The organism is Stenotrophomonas maltophilia group sp. P373 (assembly GCF_053295075.1).
In genome coordinates, this window is sequence record NZ_CM129994.1 from 4,107,750 (window position 1) to 4,126,857 (window position 19,108).

The following is a 19,108-nucleotide window of genomic DNA, read 5'->3' on the forward strand; positions in this document are numbered from 1 at the left end:
TTTCTGCACCCGCATGCTCGCCACCCTGCCCCTGCTGCTGGCCCTGGCCAACGCCCCGATCGCCGCCGCGCACGTACAGGACCCGGCGCAGCAGGTCGCGCGTCGCGCCGTGCAGCAGGGCCGCTACGTGCCGCTGGAAAGCGTGGTGCGCGATGCACTCAAGCGCTACCCCGGCCAGCTGCTGGAAGTGGAGCTGGACGACGGCGTCTACGAAGTGGAGATCCTGCGCGGCGACGGCGTGGTGGTGGAGCTGGACTATGATGCGCGCAGCGGAAAGCTGCTGAAGACGGAGCTCGACGACTGATGCGCATCCTGTTGGCCGAAGACGATGCCGCGCTGGCACAGCGCCTGGTGCCCCTGCTGGAACAGGCCGGTTATGTGGTGGCGGTGGTCGCTGACGGCCGCGAGGCCGAAGAAATTGGCCAGATCGAAGACCTGCAGGCCGCCATCGTCGACCTCGGCCTGCCCGGGCTGGATGGCCTGAGCGTGATCGAGCGCTGGCGCGGCAATGGCCGCAGCTTTCCGGTGCTGGTGCTGACCGCGCGCGGGCGCTGGCACGACAAGCTGGCTGGCTTCGATGCCGGTGCCGACGACTACCTGACCAAACCGTTCCAGGCCGACGAACTGGTGCTGCGGCTGCGCGCACTGATCCGCCGCAGCCATGGCCACGCCAGCCCGCGCCTGCACTGCGGCCCGCTGCAGCTGGACGTCAACGCCGGCCGCTTCGAGCTGGATGGGCAGGCGCTGGCCCTCAGCCCGCAGGAGTTCCGCCTGCTCAGCTACTTCATCCATCACAGCGGACAGGTGATCGGCCGCGACCGGCTGGGCGAGCAGGTGTTCGACGGTGGCCACGACCCAGACTCCAACGCACTGGACGTGCTGCTCGGACGCGTGCGCCGCAAGCTCGGCATCGACCTGATCCAGACCGTGCGCGGCCAGGGCTGGCGGCTGGCCGCGCCGTGAGCCGGCAACCATCGCTGCGACGGCGCCTGCTGCTGGCCGGCGGCGTCGGCCTGCTGCTGGTCTCGCTGCTGGCCAGCGCGCTGCTGGGCGAGCTGTTCAAGCGCAGTGCGCGTGACCGCCTCGACCACGAACTGCAGCAGGACATGCTGACCCTGCTGGCGCAGGCCGAAGTGGATGCGGACGGACAGCTGCGCCTGCGCCAGGAACCCAATGATGCGCGCTTCCAGCGCGTGTTCTCCGGTGCCTACTGGCAGATCGCAGGGGCCGATGGCCGCGTGTTGCTGCAGTCGCGCTCGCTGTGGGATGAAACCCTGCCGGCGCCGGTTGCCGGGCCGGCCACCCGCAACCTGGCCGGGCCGCTGCAGCAATCCCTGCGCGCACGCGTGCAGCAGGTGCGCCTGCCACGCGCCAGCGAACCGTTCGTAGCCGTGGTCGCCACCGATCGCAGCACACTGGATGCGGATGTCGCCGCGTTCCGCAACCGCACCGCCATCGCCCTGGGCGTACTGGTTGCGGCGTGGCTGGCGGTGCTGGCCAGCCAGGTGCACTTCGGCCTGCGCCCACTGCATCGCCTCGGTGCGCAGCTGGAACGGGTACGCCGCGGTGATGTGCAGCGCATCGACACGCAGGAGCTGGGCGCGGAGGTCGCACCGCTGGGGGAAGAACTCAATGCACTGCTGGACCACCAGCAACGCATGGTCGCGCGTGCGCGCACCAGTGCACAGGATCTGGCGCATGCGATGAAAACCCCGCTGAGCGTGCTGGCCACCGAAGCTGACGGCGACGGCGCGGACTGGCGGGCGACCTTGCGCGAGCAGAGTGCGCGCATGCAGGCCAGTGTCGACCGTTACCTGGCTGCAGGACTGGCCGCCGACCATCGCCAGCGCACCGACGTGGCGGCCGTCGCACAGGCGATGTGCCGGCTGATGGCACGCGTGCATGGCGAACGTGGCATCGCGTTCACGGCGGCGGGCATCGATCCGACGCTGCAGTTCGCCGGTGCCAGCGCGGATCTGGAGGAGATGCTGGGCAACCTGCTGGACAATGCCGGGCGCTGGGCGCAACAGCAGGTCACTGTCGAAGCGGAAACCAGCGAAGGGCAGCTACGCATCGAAGTGCGCGACGATGGCCCCGGCCTGGCCGCAGACGCGCTGGAACGGGTCACCCAGCGTGGCGTGCGGCTGGATGAGCGCGAAGGCAGCAGCGGGTTGGGACTGGCGATCGTGGGCGATATCGCCGCCAGCTATGGCGGGCGCCTGGCGCTGGAGAATGTGCAGCCGGGCCTGCGCGCGACGGTGTGGTTGCCGGTGGCGTGAAGCGACCAACCTGACGGTGGGTAGTGCCGGCCGCTGGCCGGCAACCACGTAGGCACCGGGAATTCCCTGCGGAAGCCGGCCAGTGGCTGGCTCTACCGAGCGTCAATCCGGCCGGTCGCCGTGCTCCCGTAGGTGTCGACCTTGGTCGACACGCAGCAAGCATCAACGGTGGTGCATCCACCAGCAATCAATTGCGTCCAGCATGATGTGGATGATCAGACCGATGCCGAACAACCGCGTTTTCTTCGGCACGCACAGCCCGGCATAGACCGCAATGGCCGGTGCGGTGTGCAGCGGATGGAAACCAATGCTGCAGCGGTTCGGTGCATAGATCGGGTCGGCCAGCAGATGGTCCAGGTCGATGATCCAGCCCAGCAGCATCAACAACCACGCCGAGGCGAAGCGCTTGCGCCAGAACAACCATGCCAGCAACGCTGGCACGGCGGCATGCAGGAACAGGTGGAAGATCGCGCGCGCGCTCATCGGGGCCGGTAGCGCCGGGCCTGTGCCCGGCATTCCCGTTTACCTCAGACCAACGGCTCGTCGGAGAGGTAGGTATAACCGGTCAGGCCGGCTTCCAGCGCGTCCGACAGTTCCTGCGCGCGTTCCGGCGACAGCTGCGCTGCAGCCACGCGCTGCGCATAGGTCGCCCGCAGTTCGTCCAGGCGGTAACCCACGTAATCCAGCATCACGTCGGTGGTGTCGCCGCGGCGCTGCTGGGTAATGGCATAGCCATCGGCATCGGCCAGCACTTCCACCGCGTCGGTATCGCCGAACAGGTTATGGATGTCGCCCAGGATTTCCTGGTACGCGCCGACCATGAAGAAGCCGATGCGGTAGCTCTCGCCCGGCTTCATCTTGTGCAGCGGCAGCGAGCTGTCCAGGCTCTCGTTCTCGACATAGGTTTCCACCATGCCGTCCGAGTCGCAGGTCATGTCGGCGATGATGCCGCGGCGGTCCGGGGTTTCATCCAGGCGCTCGATCGGCACGATCGGGAACACCTGGTCGATCGCCCACACGTCCGGGATCGATTCGAACACGCTGAAGTTGACGAAGTACTTGTCGACCAGGCGCTCGTTCAGTTCGTCCAGTACCGGGCGGTGGCTCTTCTCGTCATAGCTCAGGCGCGCACGCACGCCGTGGGCGATGGCGTAGAACAGATCGTCGATGCGCGCACGCTGCGGCAGGTCGATCTGGCCCAGCGCGTAACTGGCCAGGCCTTCGGCATGGAAATGCTGCGCTTCCTGGAACAGTTCCACCGCCGGGCGCACGTCCAGCTCGTCGTGGATTTCGCGCAGGTGGCGGATCGCTGCCGGCTCGTCATCGTGCTGGTCCGGCACGCGGCCTTCCTGCGCTTCTTCTACTTCCGACACATTGGCGATCAGTACCGCGTGGTGCGCGGTCATCGCGCGGCCGCACTCGGTGACGATGCGCGGCGGGGTCAGGCCGAACTCTTCGCAGGCATTGGCCAGCGGCTGCACGATGTTGCTGGCGTAGGAATGCAGGCCGTAGTTGATCGAGCAGAAGCTGCGCGAACGGGTGCCTTCATAGTCCACGCCCAGGCCACCGCCCACATCGACGTGGGTGATCTTCGCGCCCAGGCGCGACAGCTCCACGAAGTAGCGGGTGGCTTCGCGCATGCCGTTGGCGATGTCGCGCACGTTGGAGATCTGCGAGCCCATGTGGAAGTGCAGCAGGTTCAGGCAGTCGGCGTACTCGGTGTCACGCAGCGACTTCCACAGGTCCAGCAGCTGGCGCGGCGACAGGCCGAACTTGGCCTTGTCGCCACCGCTGTTCTGCCACTTGCCGGCGCCCAGCGAGGCCAGGCGCATGCGCACGCCCAGGCCCGGCTTCACGTCCAGCGCCTTGGACTCTTCCAGCACCAGCTTCAGCTCGGACGGCTTCTCGATGACGATGAAGGTCTGCAGGCCCAGCTTGCGGCCGATCAGGGCCAGGCGGATGTACTCGCGGTCCTTGTAGCCGTTGCAGACGATCAGCCCGCCCGGGCGCGACAGCGCCAGCACGGCCATCAGCTCGGGCTTGCTGCCCGCTTCCAGGCCGAAGCCCTCGCCGTGGTGGCTGGCCAGGGTGCCGGCCACGCCGCGGGTCTGGTTGACCTTGATCGGGTACACGGCGGTGTAGCCGCCGCTGTACTCCCAGTCCTGCTGGGCCTGGGCGAAGGCCGCCTGCAGCTTGCCCAGGCGCTGGCCGAGGATGTCCGGGAAGCGCACCAGCAGCGGCAGCTTGGCGCCCGCCGCGCGCGCCGCATCGACCACCTTGGGCAGCGACACCACCGGGCCGTCCGCCCCGGTCGGTCTCACCACCATGTGCCCGGCCTGATCCACGTCGAAGTAACCGTCCGCCCAATGCGGGATCGAGTAGGTCTTGCGGGCTTGGTCGAGGGACCAATCGGTCATTTCAGTCGGCCTTGTTGGCAATAAAAGGGGGGGCATGATAACGCCTATGTGCCCACAGGTTCGTTATCATGCGCGCCCGCGCCCGTGACAGGTTCCAACCTGAACGGGCCGATCCGTCCGGATGTGGCATCTGTGCCACGCGGCCCCGCCCGCCAGCCCGGCTCCACCCCTCCGAACAGGACTGTTTTCCAATGACTGACAGCAACAACTGGTACATCGAACACTTCGAGCGCACCGGCTCGGCCATCGGCTACCGCATCACCGGCAAGCTGGACGAGGTGCAGTCGCCGTTCCAGAAGATCGAGATCTTCCAGACCACCGACTGGGGCAACCTGATGACCATCGACGGGGCCATCATGCTGACCAGCAAGGACAACTTCTTCTACCACGAGATGATCAGCCACCCGGTGCTGTTCACCCACGCCGCGCCCAAGCGCGTGGTGATCATCGGTGGCGGCGACTGCGGCACCCTGCGCGAAGTGCTCAAGCACACCAGCGTTGAGAGCGTGACCCAGTGCGATATCGACGAGCAGGTCACCGTGATGGCGCGCAAGCACTTCCCGGAACTGTGCGACTCCAACGACGACGCCCGTGCCGAGCTGCTGTTCGACGACGGCGTGGCCTACATGGCCAACTGCCCGGCCGGCAGCGTGGACGTGGTGATCGTGGACTCGACCGACCCGGTCGGCCCGGGTGAAGGCCTGTTCAACAAGGCCTTCTACGAGAGCTGCTTCAAGGCCCTGAAGGATGACGGCATCCTGGTGCAGCAGTCCGAGTCGCCGCTGATGCAGCTGGAGCTGATCAACGAAATGCGCACCGAGATGGGCAAGGCCGGCTTCGGTTCGTTCAAGACCCTGCCGTTCCCGCAGCCGTGCTACCCCACCGGCTGGTGGAGCGTGACCATGGCGCGCAAGGGCGACAGCAGCTTCGACTTCCGCCAGGCCGACTCGGCCGCCAAGACCTTCAACACCCTGTACTACACCGCCGCGCTGCACACCGGCGTGCTGGTGACCCCGCCGTTCGTGCAGGCTGCACTGAAGTAAGGCGTGCCGACCAACGGTCGGCACCCACCAAGGCAAAAGAAAAACCCGCGCTGGCGACAGCGCGGTTTTTTTCATGTTCCGGTAGTGCCGGCCGCTGGCCGGCAACCTCATGTAACGATCAAAGCGCCCAGATACCGGCGATCACCGCCACCACCAGGCCCCACTTGATCAGCTGGTAGGCCACCACGCTGCGCTCGCGCAGTGCCTTGGCCTTCAGGCGCACCTTGTAGACGCTGCCGAATGCCTTGTTGACGCCACCGGTCGGGTCACCCGGCAGGTTCGGCGAGGCGCCGCCGGCCAGCAGCGTGGCCGCCACCGCGCGGTTGAACAGCCCCGGCAAGCCGAAGCGCAGCGGGCGGGCGATGTCGCAGAACAGGATCACGCGGTCCTGCTGCGTCTCGTTGTGTGCATGGTGGATGTAGGTCTCGTCGAACATCATCCACTCGCCGTCGCGCCAGCTCTTCTTGATGCCGTCCACTTCGATGTAGCAGGCATCGTCGTTGGGCGTGCTCAGACCCAGGTGCAGGCGCAGCGAGCCGGCGAACGGGTCGCGGTGCGGGCGCAGCTCACTGCCCGGCGGCAGCTGCGCGAACATCGCCGCACGCACATCCGGGATCGACTCGATCAGCGCCGTGGTCTTCGGGCACAGCGTCTTCGCCGACGGGTGCGACGGGCCGTACCACTTCAGGTAGAAGCGCTTCCAGCCACGACGGAAGAACGAATTGAAGCCGGCATCGTTGAACGTGCTGGAGGCGGCGATCTTCTGCGCGTCGCGCAGCGCCAGCGCCTCGTCGCGGATCATCTGCCAGTTCTGGCGCAGCGGCTCCAGCTGCGGGAACTCCTTGCCCGGGTCCAGGAACGGCGTGGTCGGCACCTTCGAGAACATGTACATGACCACGTTGATCGGGGCCATGAAACTGGAGTGGTCCAGCAGCTGGCGCGACCAGCGCGCGCGGACCTTGCCACGGAAGTGGATGTACAGCACGCAGGCTACGAACAGCGCTGCAATGACGATTTTGATGATCAAAGCACTTTCCTCCAGCCGCGGCCGGAACGGGAAACGGGGCGATGCACGGCCAGGCGGCCAGCACCGATGGGGAACGCGGCAGGGGACGGGGACGTGCCGGAGGGGGGCGGCCGCCGATGTCGCGGGTTAACAGCTTATGGTCGGCAGGCCGTGCGCCGGGGTCAAGTTGCCCGTGCGCCGCGTTCAGCCGGTTGTGGACGAGGCGCAGGGCTGAGCGCGCAAGCGGTTGATACTAAAGGCCAACTGGAATAAGTGAGACAGAATTGTCCGATTCTGCGCGACGAACTGTTCCAGCCACGGCCCCGACATTTCTCCGACAAATCGTGGAATAGCGAACTGGCGAGTACTAAAATTAACGAAAACTTAGTAACTCCCTGTAACACCGGTTCGCTTGACGCTTTGCGCCACCCACCGGGTCGTCCGAGACCCCGACATGCATCTTCCTGCCCTGCCCCCCTCCTCCTGCGGCGATGACGCCGCCTCCCCGCTGCTGCTCAAGCGCGGCGAACGTTTCCTGGCCCCCGACGTCTACCGCACCTGCCTGGACGGGCGCGAGGCGGTCATCAAGGACTACTCCCGCTACCGCGGCACTCCCGTTTCGCTGATCGCGCGACTGATGGTGCGCCGGGAAGCCCGCATGCTGCAGCGCCTCGGCGGCTGGAAGCATGCCCCCGCGCTGCTCGGCACCCTCGGTGGCCTGGCACTGGGCATGGAGTTCATCCCGGGCCAGACCCTGAGCACCGCGCAGGCCGTGGGCAATGAAGTGTTCGAGCAGCTGCAGCACGCGCTCAGCCGCCTGCACGCCGCCGGCATCACCCACAACGACCTGCATGGTACCAACGTGGTGGTCAGCGGCGGCGTGCCGGTGCTGCTGGATTTCACCTCGGCCTGGCGCGCCCCGCGCTGGCTGCGCCGCAATCCACTGAGCCGGCAGATGCGCCGCAGCGACATGAAGAACCTGCTGAAGATCCGCCAGCGCGTAACCGGCCAGGCTCCGAGTGCCGCGCAGGCTGCGCTGGTGGCCGACCCGGGCTGGGTGGCCGCGGTGCGGCAGGGCTGGAAGCGGTTCTACAAGTGGGCGAAGCGCCGGTAAGCGCTGTTCGCCCTGCATTGCTTGCGCGACTTCTGTTTGCCCCTGCATTTGCCCCGGGCCACACGCCCGATGTGCTCTGCGATACTCGTCGGCACGCCACTCGCAAGGACGCTGGGGATGCCGACACCTGAACACACCCACCTGCTGACTGCAGCCGCAAGATCCATACTGCGGCCCTTGGGCTGCGTGCAGAAAGGCCGTTCGCGCACTTGGCTTGACGACCAGGGCTGGTGGGTCGGGGTGGTCGAATTCCAGCCTTCGGCATGGGACAGGGGCAGCTATCTCAATGTCGGCGCCTGCTGGCTCTGGGAAGAAAAGGACTACCTGTCCTTCGATGAGGGCGGCCGCGTCGCCGGATTCGAGCGCTTCACCGATGCCGTGAGCTTTGCCTCGGTCGCGCAGGCACTGGCCAAGCAGGCCGCAGCCGAGGTACTGGCCCTGCGTGATCGCTTTCCCACCCCGGGGCACGTGCGTACATTAATGAGCCGTCACCCCAATCCGGGCATCCGCGAACACATCCATGCCGGCATCACCGCCGGGCTGGCGGGCGCTTACGACGAGGGTCGCAGGCACTTCGCACTGGCCGCTACGGAGACCCACCCAGCGCCATGGGTCGATGTGCTGAAGCAACGCTGTGCCGAACTCATGCCGCTGCTGCAACCTGATGGCGGCTTCGAGGCAGAGATCGCCGCCATCGTGACGCGCACCCGCCGTGCGCTCGGTCTGCCGGAGTGGCGGTCGTCACCCCTCATTCCGGCGGGCTGATCACACCGGGAGGGCTCTTCATCGCATACGGGTGTTCGCGCCGCCCGATCCCGGCTGTAGACTCGAGCTTGCTCGACTCAACAACAAAGGGGTCAAGCATCCCGTCGCCCAGACTGCGCAGCGGTCCAGCCCCCCCCCCCCGCGCTGCAGTCGGCCGCCCCCACCCCTACTTACAACGCGTCCGCGTCCAGTTCACCGGTACGAATACGCACCACGCTGCCCAGGTCGTACACGAACACCTTGCCGTCACCGATCTTGCCGGTGCCGGCGGCCTTCACGATGGCCTCAACCACCGCCTCCACCTGGTCATCGGTCACCGCCACTTCCAGCTTCACCTTCGGCAGGAAATCGACCACATACTCCGCGCCGCGGTACAGCTCGGTATGGCCCTTCTGGCGACCAAAGCCCTTCACTTCCGTCACCGTGATGCCGGTAACCCCACGCTCGGCCAGCGCTTCGCGCACGTCGTCGAGCTTGAACGGCTTGATCACCGCCATGACCATCTTCATCGTCTATCTCCTGTCTTCCGGCGTGGAGGATAGCGCCTGAACGCTGCCCGTGCGAAGCCGCTGCGGCCTGTCCGGGCAGTGGGTGCCAGCAGTATCCTTGTGCCCGAATGGCCTGCCCGCGCCGGATGCACGGCCCCCCCCACGGAGCACCTCATGATCGACCTGAATCAAATCGATGACCTCGCCCGTCGCCTCAGCGACCTGGTGCCGCCGGGCCTGCGCGAATCGCGCGAGGAACTGCAGGCCACCTTCAAGAGCGCACTGCAGGCCGGCCTGGCCAAGCTGGACCTGGTCACCCGCGAAGAGTTCGAAGTGCAGCGCGCCGTGCTGCTGAAGACCCGACAGAAGCTGGACGCACTGGAAACCGCCGTGCGCGAGCTGGAAGGGCGCGGCGCCGCAGAATGAAAAAAAAGGAGGCGCACCGCGCCTCCCGTTTACAGATTATTTCCCGGATGGGGCCTTGCAGCAAGGCCCACCGGGCGCCCTAGACTCGCCGGCCTGTCGATCCGGCAGGACACGCAGGGGCAGTGCCGATGGCGCAGGACACCGAATGGACACCCGTTTCGCATGACACCTGCGACCAGGTCGCCGGGCCGTTCTATCACGGCACCCGCGCTGATCTGGCGATGGGCGAGTTGCTGAGTGCGGGCTTCCGCTCCAACTATCGCGACAGTGTGGTGATGAACCACATCTACTTCACCACGATTGCCAAGGGCGCCGGGCTGGCTGCGGAGATGGCCCGGGGCGAAGGGCGACCGCGCGTGTATGTGGTAGAGCCGACTGGACCGTTTGAAGACGATCCGAATGTGACCAACAAGAAGTTTCCCGGGAACCCGACGCGGTCGTATCGGAGTGCGCAGCCGTTGCGGGTTGTGGGAGAGATTGTGGAGTGGGAGCTCTACGACGCGGAGTTCATTCGGCAGTTGAAGGCGTTTGTTGCTTCGGGGAGTGGGGAGATCATCAATTGATGGCCTGCTGGCGCTGGGCGTTGCGCACTTCTTCTTCGGCTTCATAGATGTCCAGCCCGAGCTCGATGCCGCGCTCACCCAAGGCGAGCAGCGCGCGAGGCGAAAGCGAGACACCACCGTTGCTGCTGCCCATGAAAAGACCGCAGAACAGATCAGGTCGGAAGCGTGCCAGAGACTGCCATACGGCGAGATCGCCGGTGAGCTGATCGAGGATCTCGAAGATCTGAGCGTCCAGATCTTCAGGCTCACGACGCTCCGCATCAAGTTGCCAGCTGCCAGTCCTGGCGATACGCACGGTGCCTGATTGGTTGCCTCTGAGTTCCTGGCCCTTGTGATGCGAAGCGGTCGGGGTCGCCCCGAGCAAGGCACTGACTTCTTCGGGCAGGAGGTCGTCCCCGAAGAATCGGAGGGTTACCAGGGAATGATCGAATGCGGCCATTGGAATCCAGTGCGTAGGCATCGTTGATGTCAGATTACGGCCGGAACCGGATGACAGCAGCTTCAGAATAGGCCGAAGCGCGGGAATCGGCATGCGCTCAAACGGAGAGCTGGCCGGACCCTACTTGAACATATCCAACAGGTCCTTGTCTTCATGCCGCTGCTCCCACGTGGAGAGAAAGCAAAAGCTGACCCCACTGCGCATGGCAACCCTCTGGAACGCCGCGAGCTCTTCCTTCGTGATCGGATACTCGACCGGATCAAAGTGCAGGAGCGCCCACGGCTTGAGGAGTGAGAACCCGAACGTGAGTTCCGAGAAGAGTTCCTTCAGCTTAGGCCGGATGGTGGAGAAGTCCCTGACCGGCCCCGCGCGATTGCCAAGGGCGTGGCACTGGCGGCGAATGGTTCTGTCACCACCGACCAAGCGGGCGATGAAGTGATCCTGGTGCACTTGAACGTAGAACAATTGCCGGCGAAATATCCTCATTCCCCGCATCGTCCCCCAAAAGCCCAGCCGTGCAATTCATCAAGCCCCATCCGGAAGCCGGACCTGCGCCGCGCATTCTGCCGCAACGGACCCAAGCGCTGCGCCCTTCATCCGTGAAAGTGCCGCAAGCGTACGTCGTTCATACGCCTCCGCGACGCCCGGATCTGGCTCTATGAAAGGCGATGTGCAGATATCTTCGACCTTGAATCCCCGTGCGATCAATGCCAAGACCCGCTCAGGCGCTTTGGGCAATGCATGGGCTACCGCGTAATTGATGGATAGCGAAGCGCCCGCATCTGAAAACGGCTTTAGCGCAGCCGCAACCTCAAGCCATGCTGGATCACCTGACTCGATGCCAGAGGTGACCTGCCCAAACTCCCGCTCGTGCTGCCACAGGTCCCAAAGCACCTTGCGCCCCCCTTCGTTGGCAATGCGATTGAGCACGGCCTGTGCCGAAGGGCGATCCGCCGCAACTGCAGCTGGACTGGCAAGCGCAAGCACGAGTAGGAGCGCTGTCATGTTTCCCATGGCACCTGACTCCCTGATGTATGGACCCTTGGATCCGGTCATACGACCTACCCACAAAGCAACATGTGGCGTGCTTTCCCCTGATACAGCGCGATCCTAGGGCGGCTGGGTTTGGCCATCAAGCCGGCGCATGGCCAGACTCAGGCATAGGATCAGAAGCCCCGACAAATCCACGTTCAAGACACCACGGGCATGTCCGCTACGGGTCGCTGGCAGATCACTGATCCACAGGAAATGCCCTGCGCGAGCCAATGTCTGCTTCCGGCCAGTAGCAGACGCTACTGGTCACGAACTCTGACGTACGCCTTCAAGACCCCTATTAGAGAAATGATGCGCTTTGCGGTTGTTGCCGCTTCGAAAGCATGTTTGATCTCAACATCGTACGGGCGGGGATGTATCGTCCAAGCTTCACTTAGTTCAATTTCATTTCGCTCAATAACACATGCGGCGAATATCAAACGTTGAACATGCCCGTTCCCATCAAGAAAGGGGTGAACCAGGCCAAAGATGTAAAACAGGATGGCTATCTCGCGCAATATCGTTGCAACGTCTGTGCCAGGACTGAGGCTGAATACTTTACCTGCCTGAACTGCAATCCGATCCAAATTACTCGCTACACCTTCTGGTGCAACAAACTCCTGGAATGTTCCGTCATCATCGCGAGTAACGCCACTACGACGATTCGCCAGAGTTGTACCATTTGTCCCGCGATAGGTGCCTGCGTACTCGGGGCACTGCAGCGGCGTCAACTTGGCATAGAGCCTTTCGTGAACTGTCCTAGGATCAGTGATGAACTCCAGTCGTTCTTGGGAGCTCGCTTCCAACAGCCCTTGCAGCTCCGCCGCACATCCAGCTTCCAACACTTCATCGTAATTCGCCATCTCGTGCGGGTCCCACTTCACGACTTCTATCATTCGATTATCACCAATCTAAGGCAGGCTATAGCAATGAATCAAAACAATAGCAGCTCATCTTCCCCAGTGTGGGGGGCGGATTGTGATCTCGAGAACATAGCCCCAAGACTGGGCTTCCTAGGTTCGAGCCACTTCCTCGCGATCAAAGATGCGCGTTCGCCAGTCCACCAATCCACTTTGTCCGCTTCAGGCCAGAAGCAGTCCTTCATCGCAGGCCCAGCCCGAACTGCCACCGGTGCGGTTGATACATGCTTCGCGCGGGTGGTAGTAGGCCCGTAAGGATCATTGACGAAAGTACAGCATGGCGTCCATTGCAATCGCAAAGCATCAACGTGCAGCACGCATGATCTCAAGACAACATGACCTGCGACAGTAGCCCGAGAGCCTAGGCCAAAGGCGTCATCCCCCAGGGCTAGCTTCGAAATGTTAGGCCCCAGCTAGGCGACCGAAGTATCCTTCTAGCATCTCGGCGGTTGAAGAATGTATTGCTTCGATGGCACCGACTGCTTCTTCGAACAACTGCTCCGGGATTTCCTCCTGGCTTCCAACAGCCACAACAATGGCACCCTCTTTTTGACCAGGACCGACGGCTGAGAAAATGTGGCTCTCCGACAGATGGACCCATCCAGAGAGTGTCTCGTAAACAGGCTCTACCCAATCAATCTCCGCTTTAAGCGAGTCTACTAGGTGACGGTCGGTTAGTGCAGTTCCGTTTCGATCTTTGAACTTGCGGAGGCTGTTGCCGCCAACAACGTGAAGTGCGAGATCGTCGATCGACTCCACGATTCGGTACGCATGTAGCCTGAGAAGTCCGTCAAGTTGAACGCGAAGAAGTGGAGCAAGTGTATGAATGTTGCGCTCATTGACTAGTGCCGGCATTGCTCGAAGCAGCCCCAGGTTCCTATTGAGAATTCCAAACATGACAAGATCCGCGGCATAAAGCGGCTTGCCTTCAGCTGAGCGAAGGTGACCGGAGAAGATCGCCAAGTAGCGCTTCGTAGCCTCCTCAACGATTTCTTCGATGCGCAAGGTGAGCATGTTCCGGGATTCGACGAGTGACATAAGCGGTACTGCGGAGCGAGTTCAGCCTGGATGACTATTGTACCTGCACTCTCTCACCGGGCGTCCGCTTCCGGCCAGGAGCGGACATCAATCGCAAGAGTCTTCCTTATCGCGGAACACAGGCGCGAGAGTCTGAGCTCCATCAGGCCGGCTAGATGCGCGATGCGCGATTCTCAAGCTCGACTCTTGCCACGCTACTGCAAGATGATTGCAGCTATTGGCCTTGGTCTACTCCAGCAATTCGTCACTCCCGCCTTTCCGCCTGGATATGGATAGACGAAACACCGGAAGCCAAGGAATGATTGGACCAAGCATCCAGCTCTTCTGCAATTGAGCCACTCAAGAGCCATCCGCGGCCGGTGTACTGAGCCGAAGCCAGGGCAAGAACCACAAATTCAGGCCACGATTGCGCGGCATGACGGGAGCAGGCACTCACCACGAAGCCGCCCTTGTGATATGGCTCGGCGTGGAGATTGCTGACTTCAAGACCTGCTTGCTCAAACATCCGCGCCGCGACCTTGAGAGCCGCCTGCTGCGTTGTGCAATTGGTGAACAAGCGCCAGTACAACTCCATGATTCCACAATCTTCCTGAAGGCTCTCTGGGCGCGGTTGCGCTACTTATAGCAGAAGGCGCGCGCCCCTTCCGCTCTTGCCACCAAGGTGCCAGCATCAATGCGCAGGCTCCGCCTTCAACGCGCTTGAACCCCTTCGCAGCAGATACAGTGCAACCAGGAACGGCCACAGCGAGTTGATCGACGAGAACAGGCGCTGTGTCAGCCCCCGGAAGCCTTCCGGATCCGCCCCCACCACGTTCAACCAGAGATAGACGATGCTCGCGATGCTCACCATAGCAGTCACGGCGTACGCCCTTCGGTTGGCAGACCACGCGCTCAGTTCGATGTGCGACATCGCCGGTGCAATGATGTTTGCGATACCGATGGCGTAGAAGCCATGCATCGGATGACCCATGGGCCAGAGCCCATTGGTCAGCATGGAAATGCCAAAAACTAACCAGCAGATTGCACCTACTGCAATCCGGCGACCGGACTCTCGCCATACCCCGATGGAGAACGCCACGAAGCCCATACCGGAGCCGATAGCCGCGATCCTGCCGCAGATGCTTGCAAGCGTTGGCGCCTGCAGCAACTCGCTGGCGTGCTGTGCAAGCGGGCTGTAGCCCGGCGCAAACACGGCGGCAACGCTGGTCCAGAACAGGAACCACGGAAGCGGGACCAGACCCGCGCAGAGAAGCAGTCGGCTGCGGCGTGACACGTGCAGTGGTCCTTGTTTGGCCTGCGCCAGTGCGTGGAATCCAGTTGAACGCTGCCGAACCCTCCTGCTGCGGGCAGGACGATCTTGAGTCACTGCAGCAGTAGCCAGATTGCGCGCGGCACTCGGTGGGTTCAATAGGAAGGAGGTCATTTAAACCATCTAGCGGGTCTCGCAGCGGTTAGGTTGCATGAGCGATCACGCATATCCGATGGGCGAGTGCTGTCGCATTTGCCGCTCCCTGCGTCTCTTACAGTAGGTTCTGACGACTCCGTCCCAGAAGTGCCGCTGCGCCAAGCACGCCAAGGCTCTCGCCGCTTTCCTCGCTATGCGACAATGCCAAAAACGTCTCGGGTTTTGGCGGCATTGACCCCTACCCGTTGGCATTCCGAACAACAGCAGGTAATCGTTACTGCGCCACCGTGCATCGGTGGTCGGGACTCGAAAACCCGGATTGCTAGACGTAAGTTTGCGCTTGCCAGCCGGCACCACCGCGCGTGGTGCCGGCTGGCAATCCGTCTGCCGGCTATGGCGGGCGGGGCGTGGGGGCCTCGTGCCCGCCGGCTTTGTCTAGCAACCGGTTTTCGAGCCACGCTCTGCCCGCCACCTTTATCGGTGGCGGCGTCCGCCTGCTTGCACGGAGCCCGCCATGACCACACCGCACTCCCCGCCCCCGCGCCCGATCCAGGAAGCGCCGTCACCCGCACCCGCGCTGGCCCCCAACAGCCTCATCGCCATCCTGCACGCCATCGGTGCGGGCGCTGCGGCCGACGGTCAGCCCTGGCCCGAGCGGCACCATCTACGCAGCCGGCAGATGCAGTTGTCCGACGCCGACTGCGCACTCACCGGCCAACGCATCGTGCAGGAGATCCTGCTGGCGGCCGAGCGCACGCGCCAGAACGGCGAGCCGGAGCAGTACGTGGGCGACCGGGTGATGGAGGGGCTGGTGATGGCCGATCTCGCGCTGACCGCCTTCATCCACGAGCGGATGCGACCCAAGGACTGAGCGCGCTTATGGCGCGGAGTTTTTTGCCTGTGTGCGGGGTGACGAATGAAGATGCACGGCCTTGCCGCTGCGTTGGTGTGCATCGCGGTGATCGGCGCGATGTGGGTGGAGTGGCCCGAGCCCACTGGCGATCAGGTGTGGGCCTACCAGAAGCTGCAGCCGGCCGATTACCGCCTGCTGCACAGTGATGCGCTCGGCTTCGTGAGCGCGAAAGCCCACGAGGGATTTGAACTGCACGCGCGCCATGCCAGCGCAACGTCCTTCGAGATCCGGTGCAAGGGCGTGCTGGTGATGGACGTGGAGAATGTGCCCTCGCGCGTACTGATCCGCATGCCTGCCGATGCACGCTGGCGGGCGCCGGATATCGAACGGCTGCGTGTCAGCTTCGAGCGTTGGCTGGATCTGCACCAGAGCCAGGGGCGATTGCTGGTGGAAAGCGCGGGGCCTTCGTGGGTTGAGGCGCGGTTTGGGCGCTTCAATGGGCTGGTGCTGGATGAGCAGCGGTGTCTGTCTGGGACCCCAGGCATCCGCCAGCCCGATCCCAGCAACGACTTCAGCGCTGACGTGGCTTCGTAGCCTGACGCCTATAGTGGCGCTGCATCTGCACAGCAATGGGCCGCCCGATGCTCGATCATCAAGGGCGGCGCCAACGTCAGGGGCGGTCTGTACTGATGGAAACCGAGCCGTCTTCCAGCAGGTGGACGTTTACATATGCGTCTGGCGGAGGTATCCGATCGATCGACGCCCCTGCGGGCAGAATGTCCCAACTGGTGATCGGGCCGCAGACTGTCCTATGCACCAATCGGCGGCTATCCAACCCTCGCTTGGCAAGCTCGGCCACAACTACTTCTGGAGGGTGGCGGTCAAAGCCCTTGTAGGCAGTGCACGTCTCTCCCGTCTGACCAATGGGATACGTTGAACTCTCCACCTCATCCCGGCACCCCGGCAGGCCCATGGCGAGCGAGAGGGCCATCAGTACTCGAATGCACTGCATTTCAGCTCGCTCCTTTCCTTGTACTGCCCTGTTGTACGCCTCTTCTGACGCAAGGCCTCCGAAACCGCCATCGCAGAGCCGCACTGCACAGAAACATCTGCCCTTGATCCGAATGCTGCACCCTTTGCAGGCAGAAGTACCCCGAGACGCATTGCCGGCAATCCCCGATAGTCCCACGCAGATTACCTGCCGCACCATCAAGCGTCTTTCTGTAGGAATCCACACATGAGCCTGGCGCTGGTCCATAGCCGTGCCCGCGCCGGGGTCGATGCCCCACTGGTGCGGGTGGAAGTGCACCTCTCTGGCGGCCTGCCTGCCACCCAGATTGTCGGACTGGCCGAGACCAGCGTCCGTGAGTCCCGTGAGCGCGTACGTGCGGCCCTTCTTTGCGCCCGCTTCGACTTTCCGCAGCGGCGCATCACCTTGAACCTCGCGCCCGCCGACCTGCCCAAGGAAGGCGGGCGTTACGACCTGGCCATCGCGCTGGGCATTCTGGCGGCCAGTGGCCAGGTCGATCCGCAGTCGCTGCTGCAGTACGAGTTCCTGGGCGAGCTGGGCCTGACCGGCGAGCTGAGGCCGGTGGCCGGCGCGCTGCCGGCGGCGATTGCAGCGGCTGACGCCGGGCGCATTCTGGTGGTGCCGCCGGGGAATGCCGCAGAAGCAGCATTGGCGGAGCACGCTGATGTGCGTGTGGCGCGGACGCTGCTGGAGTGCTGCGCCGGGTTGGGCAATCCGCGTCTATTGCCGTCCGTGGAGCGCGTGGACACGACACCGTTGCCACTGCCCGATCTGGCCGACGTGCGCGGGCAGGCGCACGCTCGGCGCGCGTTGGAGGTGGCTGCAGCGGGTGGTCACCATCTTCTGCTGATCGGTAGCCCTGGTTGCGGCAAGACACTGTTGGCCTCGCGCCTTCCCAGTTTGTTGCCGAATACAGAGGAGGATGAAGCGCTGCAGCTGGCCGCGATTGCCTCGGTGAGTGGCGAAGGGCTGGACCCAAGACGTTGGCGGCAGCGGCCCTTTAGAGCGCCCCATCACAGTGCGAGCGCGGCGGCGCTGGTGGGTGGCGGCAATCCACCCTGTCCCGGCGAGATCTCGCTGGCCCATCACGGCGTGCTGTTCCTGGATGAGCTTCCAGAGTGGAACCGCAGTGCGCTGGAAACCCTGCGTGAGCCGCTGGAGTCCGGCCACATCCGCATCGCCCGCGCGGCACGCAGCGTGCAGTATCCGGCGCGATTCCAGCTCGTGGCGGCGATGAATCCCTGCCCCTGCGGCTGGGCCGGTGACCGCAGCAACCGCTGCCTGTGCAGTGATGAGCGCATCAACCGCTACCGCGCACGCGTGTCCGGCCCGCTGCTGGACCGCATCGACCTGCATATCAGCGTGACGCGCATGGATGCCGTGGAGCTGCGGGAGAGCACGCCACTGGGTGAGCCCAGTGCTGCGGTGCGTGCACGGGTGGAAGCCGCCCATGCCCGGCAGCAGGCGCGCGGCGGCCTCAATGCGCATCTGCCACCGGCGCTGCTGCGGGCGTGCACGAAGCTGAGCGAGGCCGATCAGGACTTACTGGAGCAGGCAATTGAACGCCTGCAACTATCCGCACGTGCGATGCACCGGATTCTGCGCGTGGCGCGCACGATTGCCGATCTGGCGGGTTGCGAGGGTATCCAGACCGCGCACCTGGCTGAGGCGATCGGCTACCGGCAGTTGGACCGGGGAAAGCCTTAGAAATGCCGGTCGGGTTGGCTATTGGTAGAGTCGACCGTTGGTCGACTCTCGCGCGAAGCGCGGCCTTCTGAGAGGTAGATGCGAAGAGCGGTCGACTAACAGTCGACCCCACCAAGGGCAGGCATCAGGCTGCCGAATGCAACCGTCCCCGCTTCGCCAGCAACGCCACCCGACGGCTGACCAGCGCGTGCAGCTCCGCCAGCTCCGACGCCCGGCCAGCCGTCATGTTGTCGCCGAACAGCACCCGCGACAGCCCCGCCGCGTCGCTGTCGTGCGGGTGCTGCCACCGGTCCCGGTACACCTTCTGGCACACAAGCCAGGCCCGGCGCAGCCCACCGCCGGGCAGCGGGCGGACCACGCGTTCGTAGACGTGCCAGAACTGGTACTCGGCCTGCAGGTCGATCACAGGTGCCACGGACGGCGCCTGCCGGGGCCGTCCTGGGCCTCGGATGCCGAACAACCGGGTTGGCGGGGTCTGCTGTGCCATGCGCACAGGATGACCCAGCAACATTGTGGGAACCTTGCGTCGCCGCCAGAAAATCCCTGTTGATTGCGCAAGGCGGGCTTCAGGGCGGGCTTCGGG

Annotated in this window: 23 protein-coding genes; 11 read left to right on the top strand and 12 right to left on the bottom strand. The window is 64.0% G+C overall.

Annotated elements, in window-relative coordinates:
• Positions 1 to 13: 13 nt before the first annotated feature.
• From ACSYHF_RS19050 to ACSYHF_RS19060, 3 genes are read left to right on the top strand one after another with little or no spacing between them, the layout of a single operon-like run.
• Positions 14 to 304 carry a PepSY domain-containing protein gene (locus tag ACSYHF_RS19050; protein WP_053497441.1) on the top strand — a complete coding sequence of 97 codons (291 nt, stop codon included), beginning with the start codon at positions 14 to 16 and terminating at the stop codon, positions 302 to 304.
• Entirely contained in the window at positions 304 to 963 is a 660-nt protein-coding gene (locus tag ACSYHF_RS19055) for a response regulator transcription factor (protein ID WP_171957637.1), read from the top strand. The genes ACSYHF_RS19050 and ACSYHF_RS19055 overlap by 1 nt, the downstream gene beginning before the upstream one ends.
• On the top strand, positions 960 to 2,279 hold the full coding sequence (locus ACSYHF_RS19060) for a sensor histidine kinase (protein ID WP_447575930.1): 1,320 nt from the start codon (positions 960 to 962) through the stop codon (positions 2,277 to 2,279). The genes ACSYHF_RS19055 and ACSYHF_RS19060 overlap by 4 nt, the downstream gene beginning before the upstream one ends.
• Before the next feature lie 162 nt (positions 2,280 to 2,441).
• Here the strand turns inward: ACSYHF_RS19060 and ACSYHF_RS19065 are convergent, their stop codons facing one another.
• Both ACSYHF_RS19065 and speA read right to left on the bottom strand, forming a co-directional pair.
• Complete coding sequence (locus ACSYHF_RS19065) at positions 2,442 to 2,762, bottom strand: DUF6122 family protein (RefSeq protein WP_134955264.1); 321 nt, start codon at positions 2,760 to 2,762, stop codon at positions 2,442 to 2,444.
• Between the two features lie 44 nt (positions 2,763 to 2,806).
• On the bottom strand, positions 2,807 to 4,696 hold the full coding sequence (gene speA / locus ACSYHF_RS19070) for an arginine decarboxylase (RefSeq protein WP_061480252.1): 1,890 nt from the start codon (positions 4,694 to 4,696) through the stop codon (positions 2,807 to 2,809).
• 191 nt (positions 4,697 to 4,887) lie between these two features.
• Between speA and speE the strand changes: the two genes are divergently transcribed.
• Positions 4,888 to 5,739 carry a polyamine aminopropyltransferase gene (speE, locus tag ACSYHF_RS19075; protein WP_005419974.1) on the top strand — a complete coding sequence of 284 codons (852 nt, stop codon included), beginning with the start codon at positions 4,888 to 4,890 and terminating at the stop codon, positions 5,737 to 5,739.
• Between the two features lie 118 nt (positions 5,740 to 5,857).
• Here speE and ACSYHF_RS19080 read toward each other — a convergent pair whose 3' ends face one another.
• Positions 5,858 to 6,763 carry an aspartyl/asparaginyl beta-hydroxylase domain-containing protein gene (locus tag ACSYHF_RS19080; RefSeq protein WP_032954620.1) on the bottom strand — a complete coding sequence of 302 codons (906 nt, stop codon included), beginning with the start codon at positions 6,761 to 6,763 and terminating at the stop codon, positions 5,858 to 5,860.
• Between the two features lie 436 nt (positions 6,764 to 7,199).
• Here ACSYHF_RS19080 and ACSYHF_RS19085 point away from each other — a divergent pair, with 436 nt between their 5' ends.
• On the top strand, positions 7,200 to 7,859 hold the full coding sequence (locus ACSYHF_RS19085; RefSeq protein WP_005419978.1) for an RIO1 family regulatory kinase/ATPase domain-containing protein: 660 nt from the start codon (positions 7,200 to 7,202) through the stop codon (positions 7,857 to 7,859).
• Positions 7,860 to 8,099: 240 nt separating this feature from the next.
• Positions 8,100 to 8,624, top strand: coding sequence for a hypothetical protein (locus ACSYHF_RS19090; protein ID WP_447575931.1), 525 nt, complete (start codon positions 8,100 to 8,102; stop codon positions 8,622 to 8,624).
• Between the two features lie 170 nt (positions 8,625 to 8,794).
• Here ACSYHF_RS19090 and ACSYHF_RS19095 read toward each other — a convergent pair whose 3' ends face one another.
• A complete protein-coding gene (locus tag ACSYHF_RS19095) occupies positions 8,795 to 9,133 on the bottom strand; it encodes a P-II family nitrogen regulator (protein ID WP_005411374.1) in 339 nt (112 codons plus the stop codon).
• Between the two features lie 153 nt (positions 9,134 to 9,286).
• Here ACSYHF_RS19095 and ubiK point away from each other — a divergent pair, with 153 nt between their 5' ends.
• A complete protein-coding gene (gene ubiK / locus ACSYHF_RS19100) occupies positions 9,287 to 9,538 on the top strand; it encodes a ubiquinone biosynthesis accessory factor UbiK (RefSeq protein ID WP_005419983.1) in 252 nt (83 codons plus the stop codon).
• A gap of 128 nt (positions 9,539 to 9,666) precedes the next feature.
• On the top strand, positions 9,667 to 10,101 hold the full coding sequence (gene arr / locus ACSYHF_RS19105; RefSeq protein ID WP_111129559.1) for an NAD(+)--rifampin ADP-ribosyltransferase: 435 nt from the start codon (positions 9,667 to 9,669) through the stop codon (positions 10,099 to 10,101).
• On the opposite strand, the gene ACSYHF_RS19110 is transcribed toward arr, so the two are convergent.
• The 7 genes from ACSYHF_RS19110 to ACSYHF_RS19140 all read right to left on the bottom strand — a co-directional run bounded on the left by ACSYHF_RS19110 (position 10,094) and on the right by ACSYHF_RS19140 (position 14,803).
• Complete coding sequence (locus ACSYHF_RS19110; RefSeq protein WP_111129560.1) at positions 10,094 to 10,540, bottom strand: DUF4279 domain-containing protein; 447 nt, start codon at positions 10,538 to 10,540, stop codon at positions 10,094 to 10,096. The genes arr and ACSYHF_RS19110 overlap by 8 nt on opposite strands.
• Positions 10,541 to 10,660: 120 nt before the next feature.
• A complete protein-coding gene (locus ACSYHF_RS19115) occupies positions 10,661 to 11,026 on the bottom strand; it encodes a hypothetical protein (RefSeq protein WP_049402756.1) in 366 nt (121 codons plus the stop codon).
• Positions 11,027 to 11,065: 39 nt separating this feature from the next.
• Entirely contained in the window at positions 11,066 to 11,554 is a 489-nt protein-coding gene (locus ACSYHF_RS19120; protein WP_080104356.1) for a hypothetical protein, read from the bottom strand.
• A 278-nt stretch (positions 11,555 to 11,832) separates the two neighbouring features.
• Positions 11,833 to 12,456 carry a Fic family protein gene (locus ACSYHF_RS19125; protein ID WP_197598698.1) on the bottom strand — a complete coding sequence of 208 codons (624 nt, stop codon included), beginning with the start codon at positions 12,454 to 12,456 and terminating at the stop codon, positions 11,833 to 11,835.
• Positions 12,457 to 12,894: 438 nt separating this feature from the next.
• A complete protein-coding gene (locus tag ACSYHF_RS19130) occupies positions 12,895 to 13,506 on the bottom strand; it encodes a hypothetical protein (protein WP_197598699.1) in 612 nt (203 codons plus the stop codon).
• Between the two features lie 268 nt (positions 13,507 to 13,774).
• On the bottom strand, positions 13,775 to 14,104 hold the full coding sequence (locus ACSYHF_RS19135; RefSeq protein ID WP_080053026.1) for a hypothetical protein: 330 nt from the start codon (positions 14,102 to 14,104) through the stop codon (positions 13,775 to 13,777).
• 96 nt (positions 14,105 to 14,200) lie between these two features.
• Complete coding sequence (locus ACSYHF_RS19140; protein WP_088497372.1) at positions 14,201 to 14,803, bottom strand: DUF998 domain-containing protein; 603 nt, start codon at positions 14,801 to 14,803, stop codon at positions 14,201 to 14,203.
• Positions 14,804 to 15,449: 646 nt separating this feature from the next.
• Between ACSYHF_RS19140 and ACSYHF_RS19145 the strand changes: the two genes are divergently transcribed.
• The 3 genes from ACSYHF_RS19145 to ACSYHF_RS19155 all read left to right on the top strand — a co-directional run bounded on the left by ACSYHF_RS19145 (position 15,450) and on the right by ACSYHF_RS19155 (position 18,525).
• The gene (locus ACSYHF_RS19145) at positions 15,450 to 15,806 is read left to right on the top strand and encodes a hypothetical protein (RefSeq protein ID WP_005419998.1); all 357 of its coding nucleotides are present in this window, start codon (positions 15,450 to 15,452) and stop codon (positions 15,804 to 15,806) included.
• Positions 15,807 to 15,851: 45 nt separating this feature from the next.
• Entirely contained in the window at positions 15,852 to 16,382 is a 531-nt protein-coding gene (locus ACSYHF_RS19150; RefSeq protein ID WP_447575932.1) for a cold-shock protein, read from the top strand.
• Positions 16,383 to 17,025: 643 nt separating this feature from the next.
• Positions 17,026 to 18,525 carry a YifB family Mg chelatase-like AAA ATPase gene (locus tag ACSYHF_RS19155; protein ID WP_329915439.1) on the top strand — a complete coding sequence of 500 codons (1,500 nt, stop codon included), beginning with the start codon at positions 17,026 to 17,028 and terminating at the stop codon, positions 18,523 to 18,525.
• Between the two features lie 124 nt (positions 18,526 to 18,649).
• Here ACSYHF_RS19155 and ACSYHF_RS19160 read toward each other — a convergent pair whose 3' ends face one another.
• Positions 18,650 to 19,036, bottom strand: a complete 387-nt coding sequence (locus ACSYHF_RS19160) for a hypothetical protein (protein WP_197598702.1) — start codon at positions 19,034 to 19,036, stop codon at positions 18,650 to 18,652.
• Positions 19,037 to 19,108: the final 72 nt, after the last annotated feature.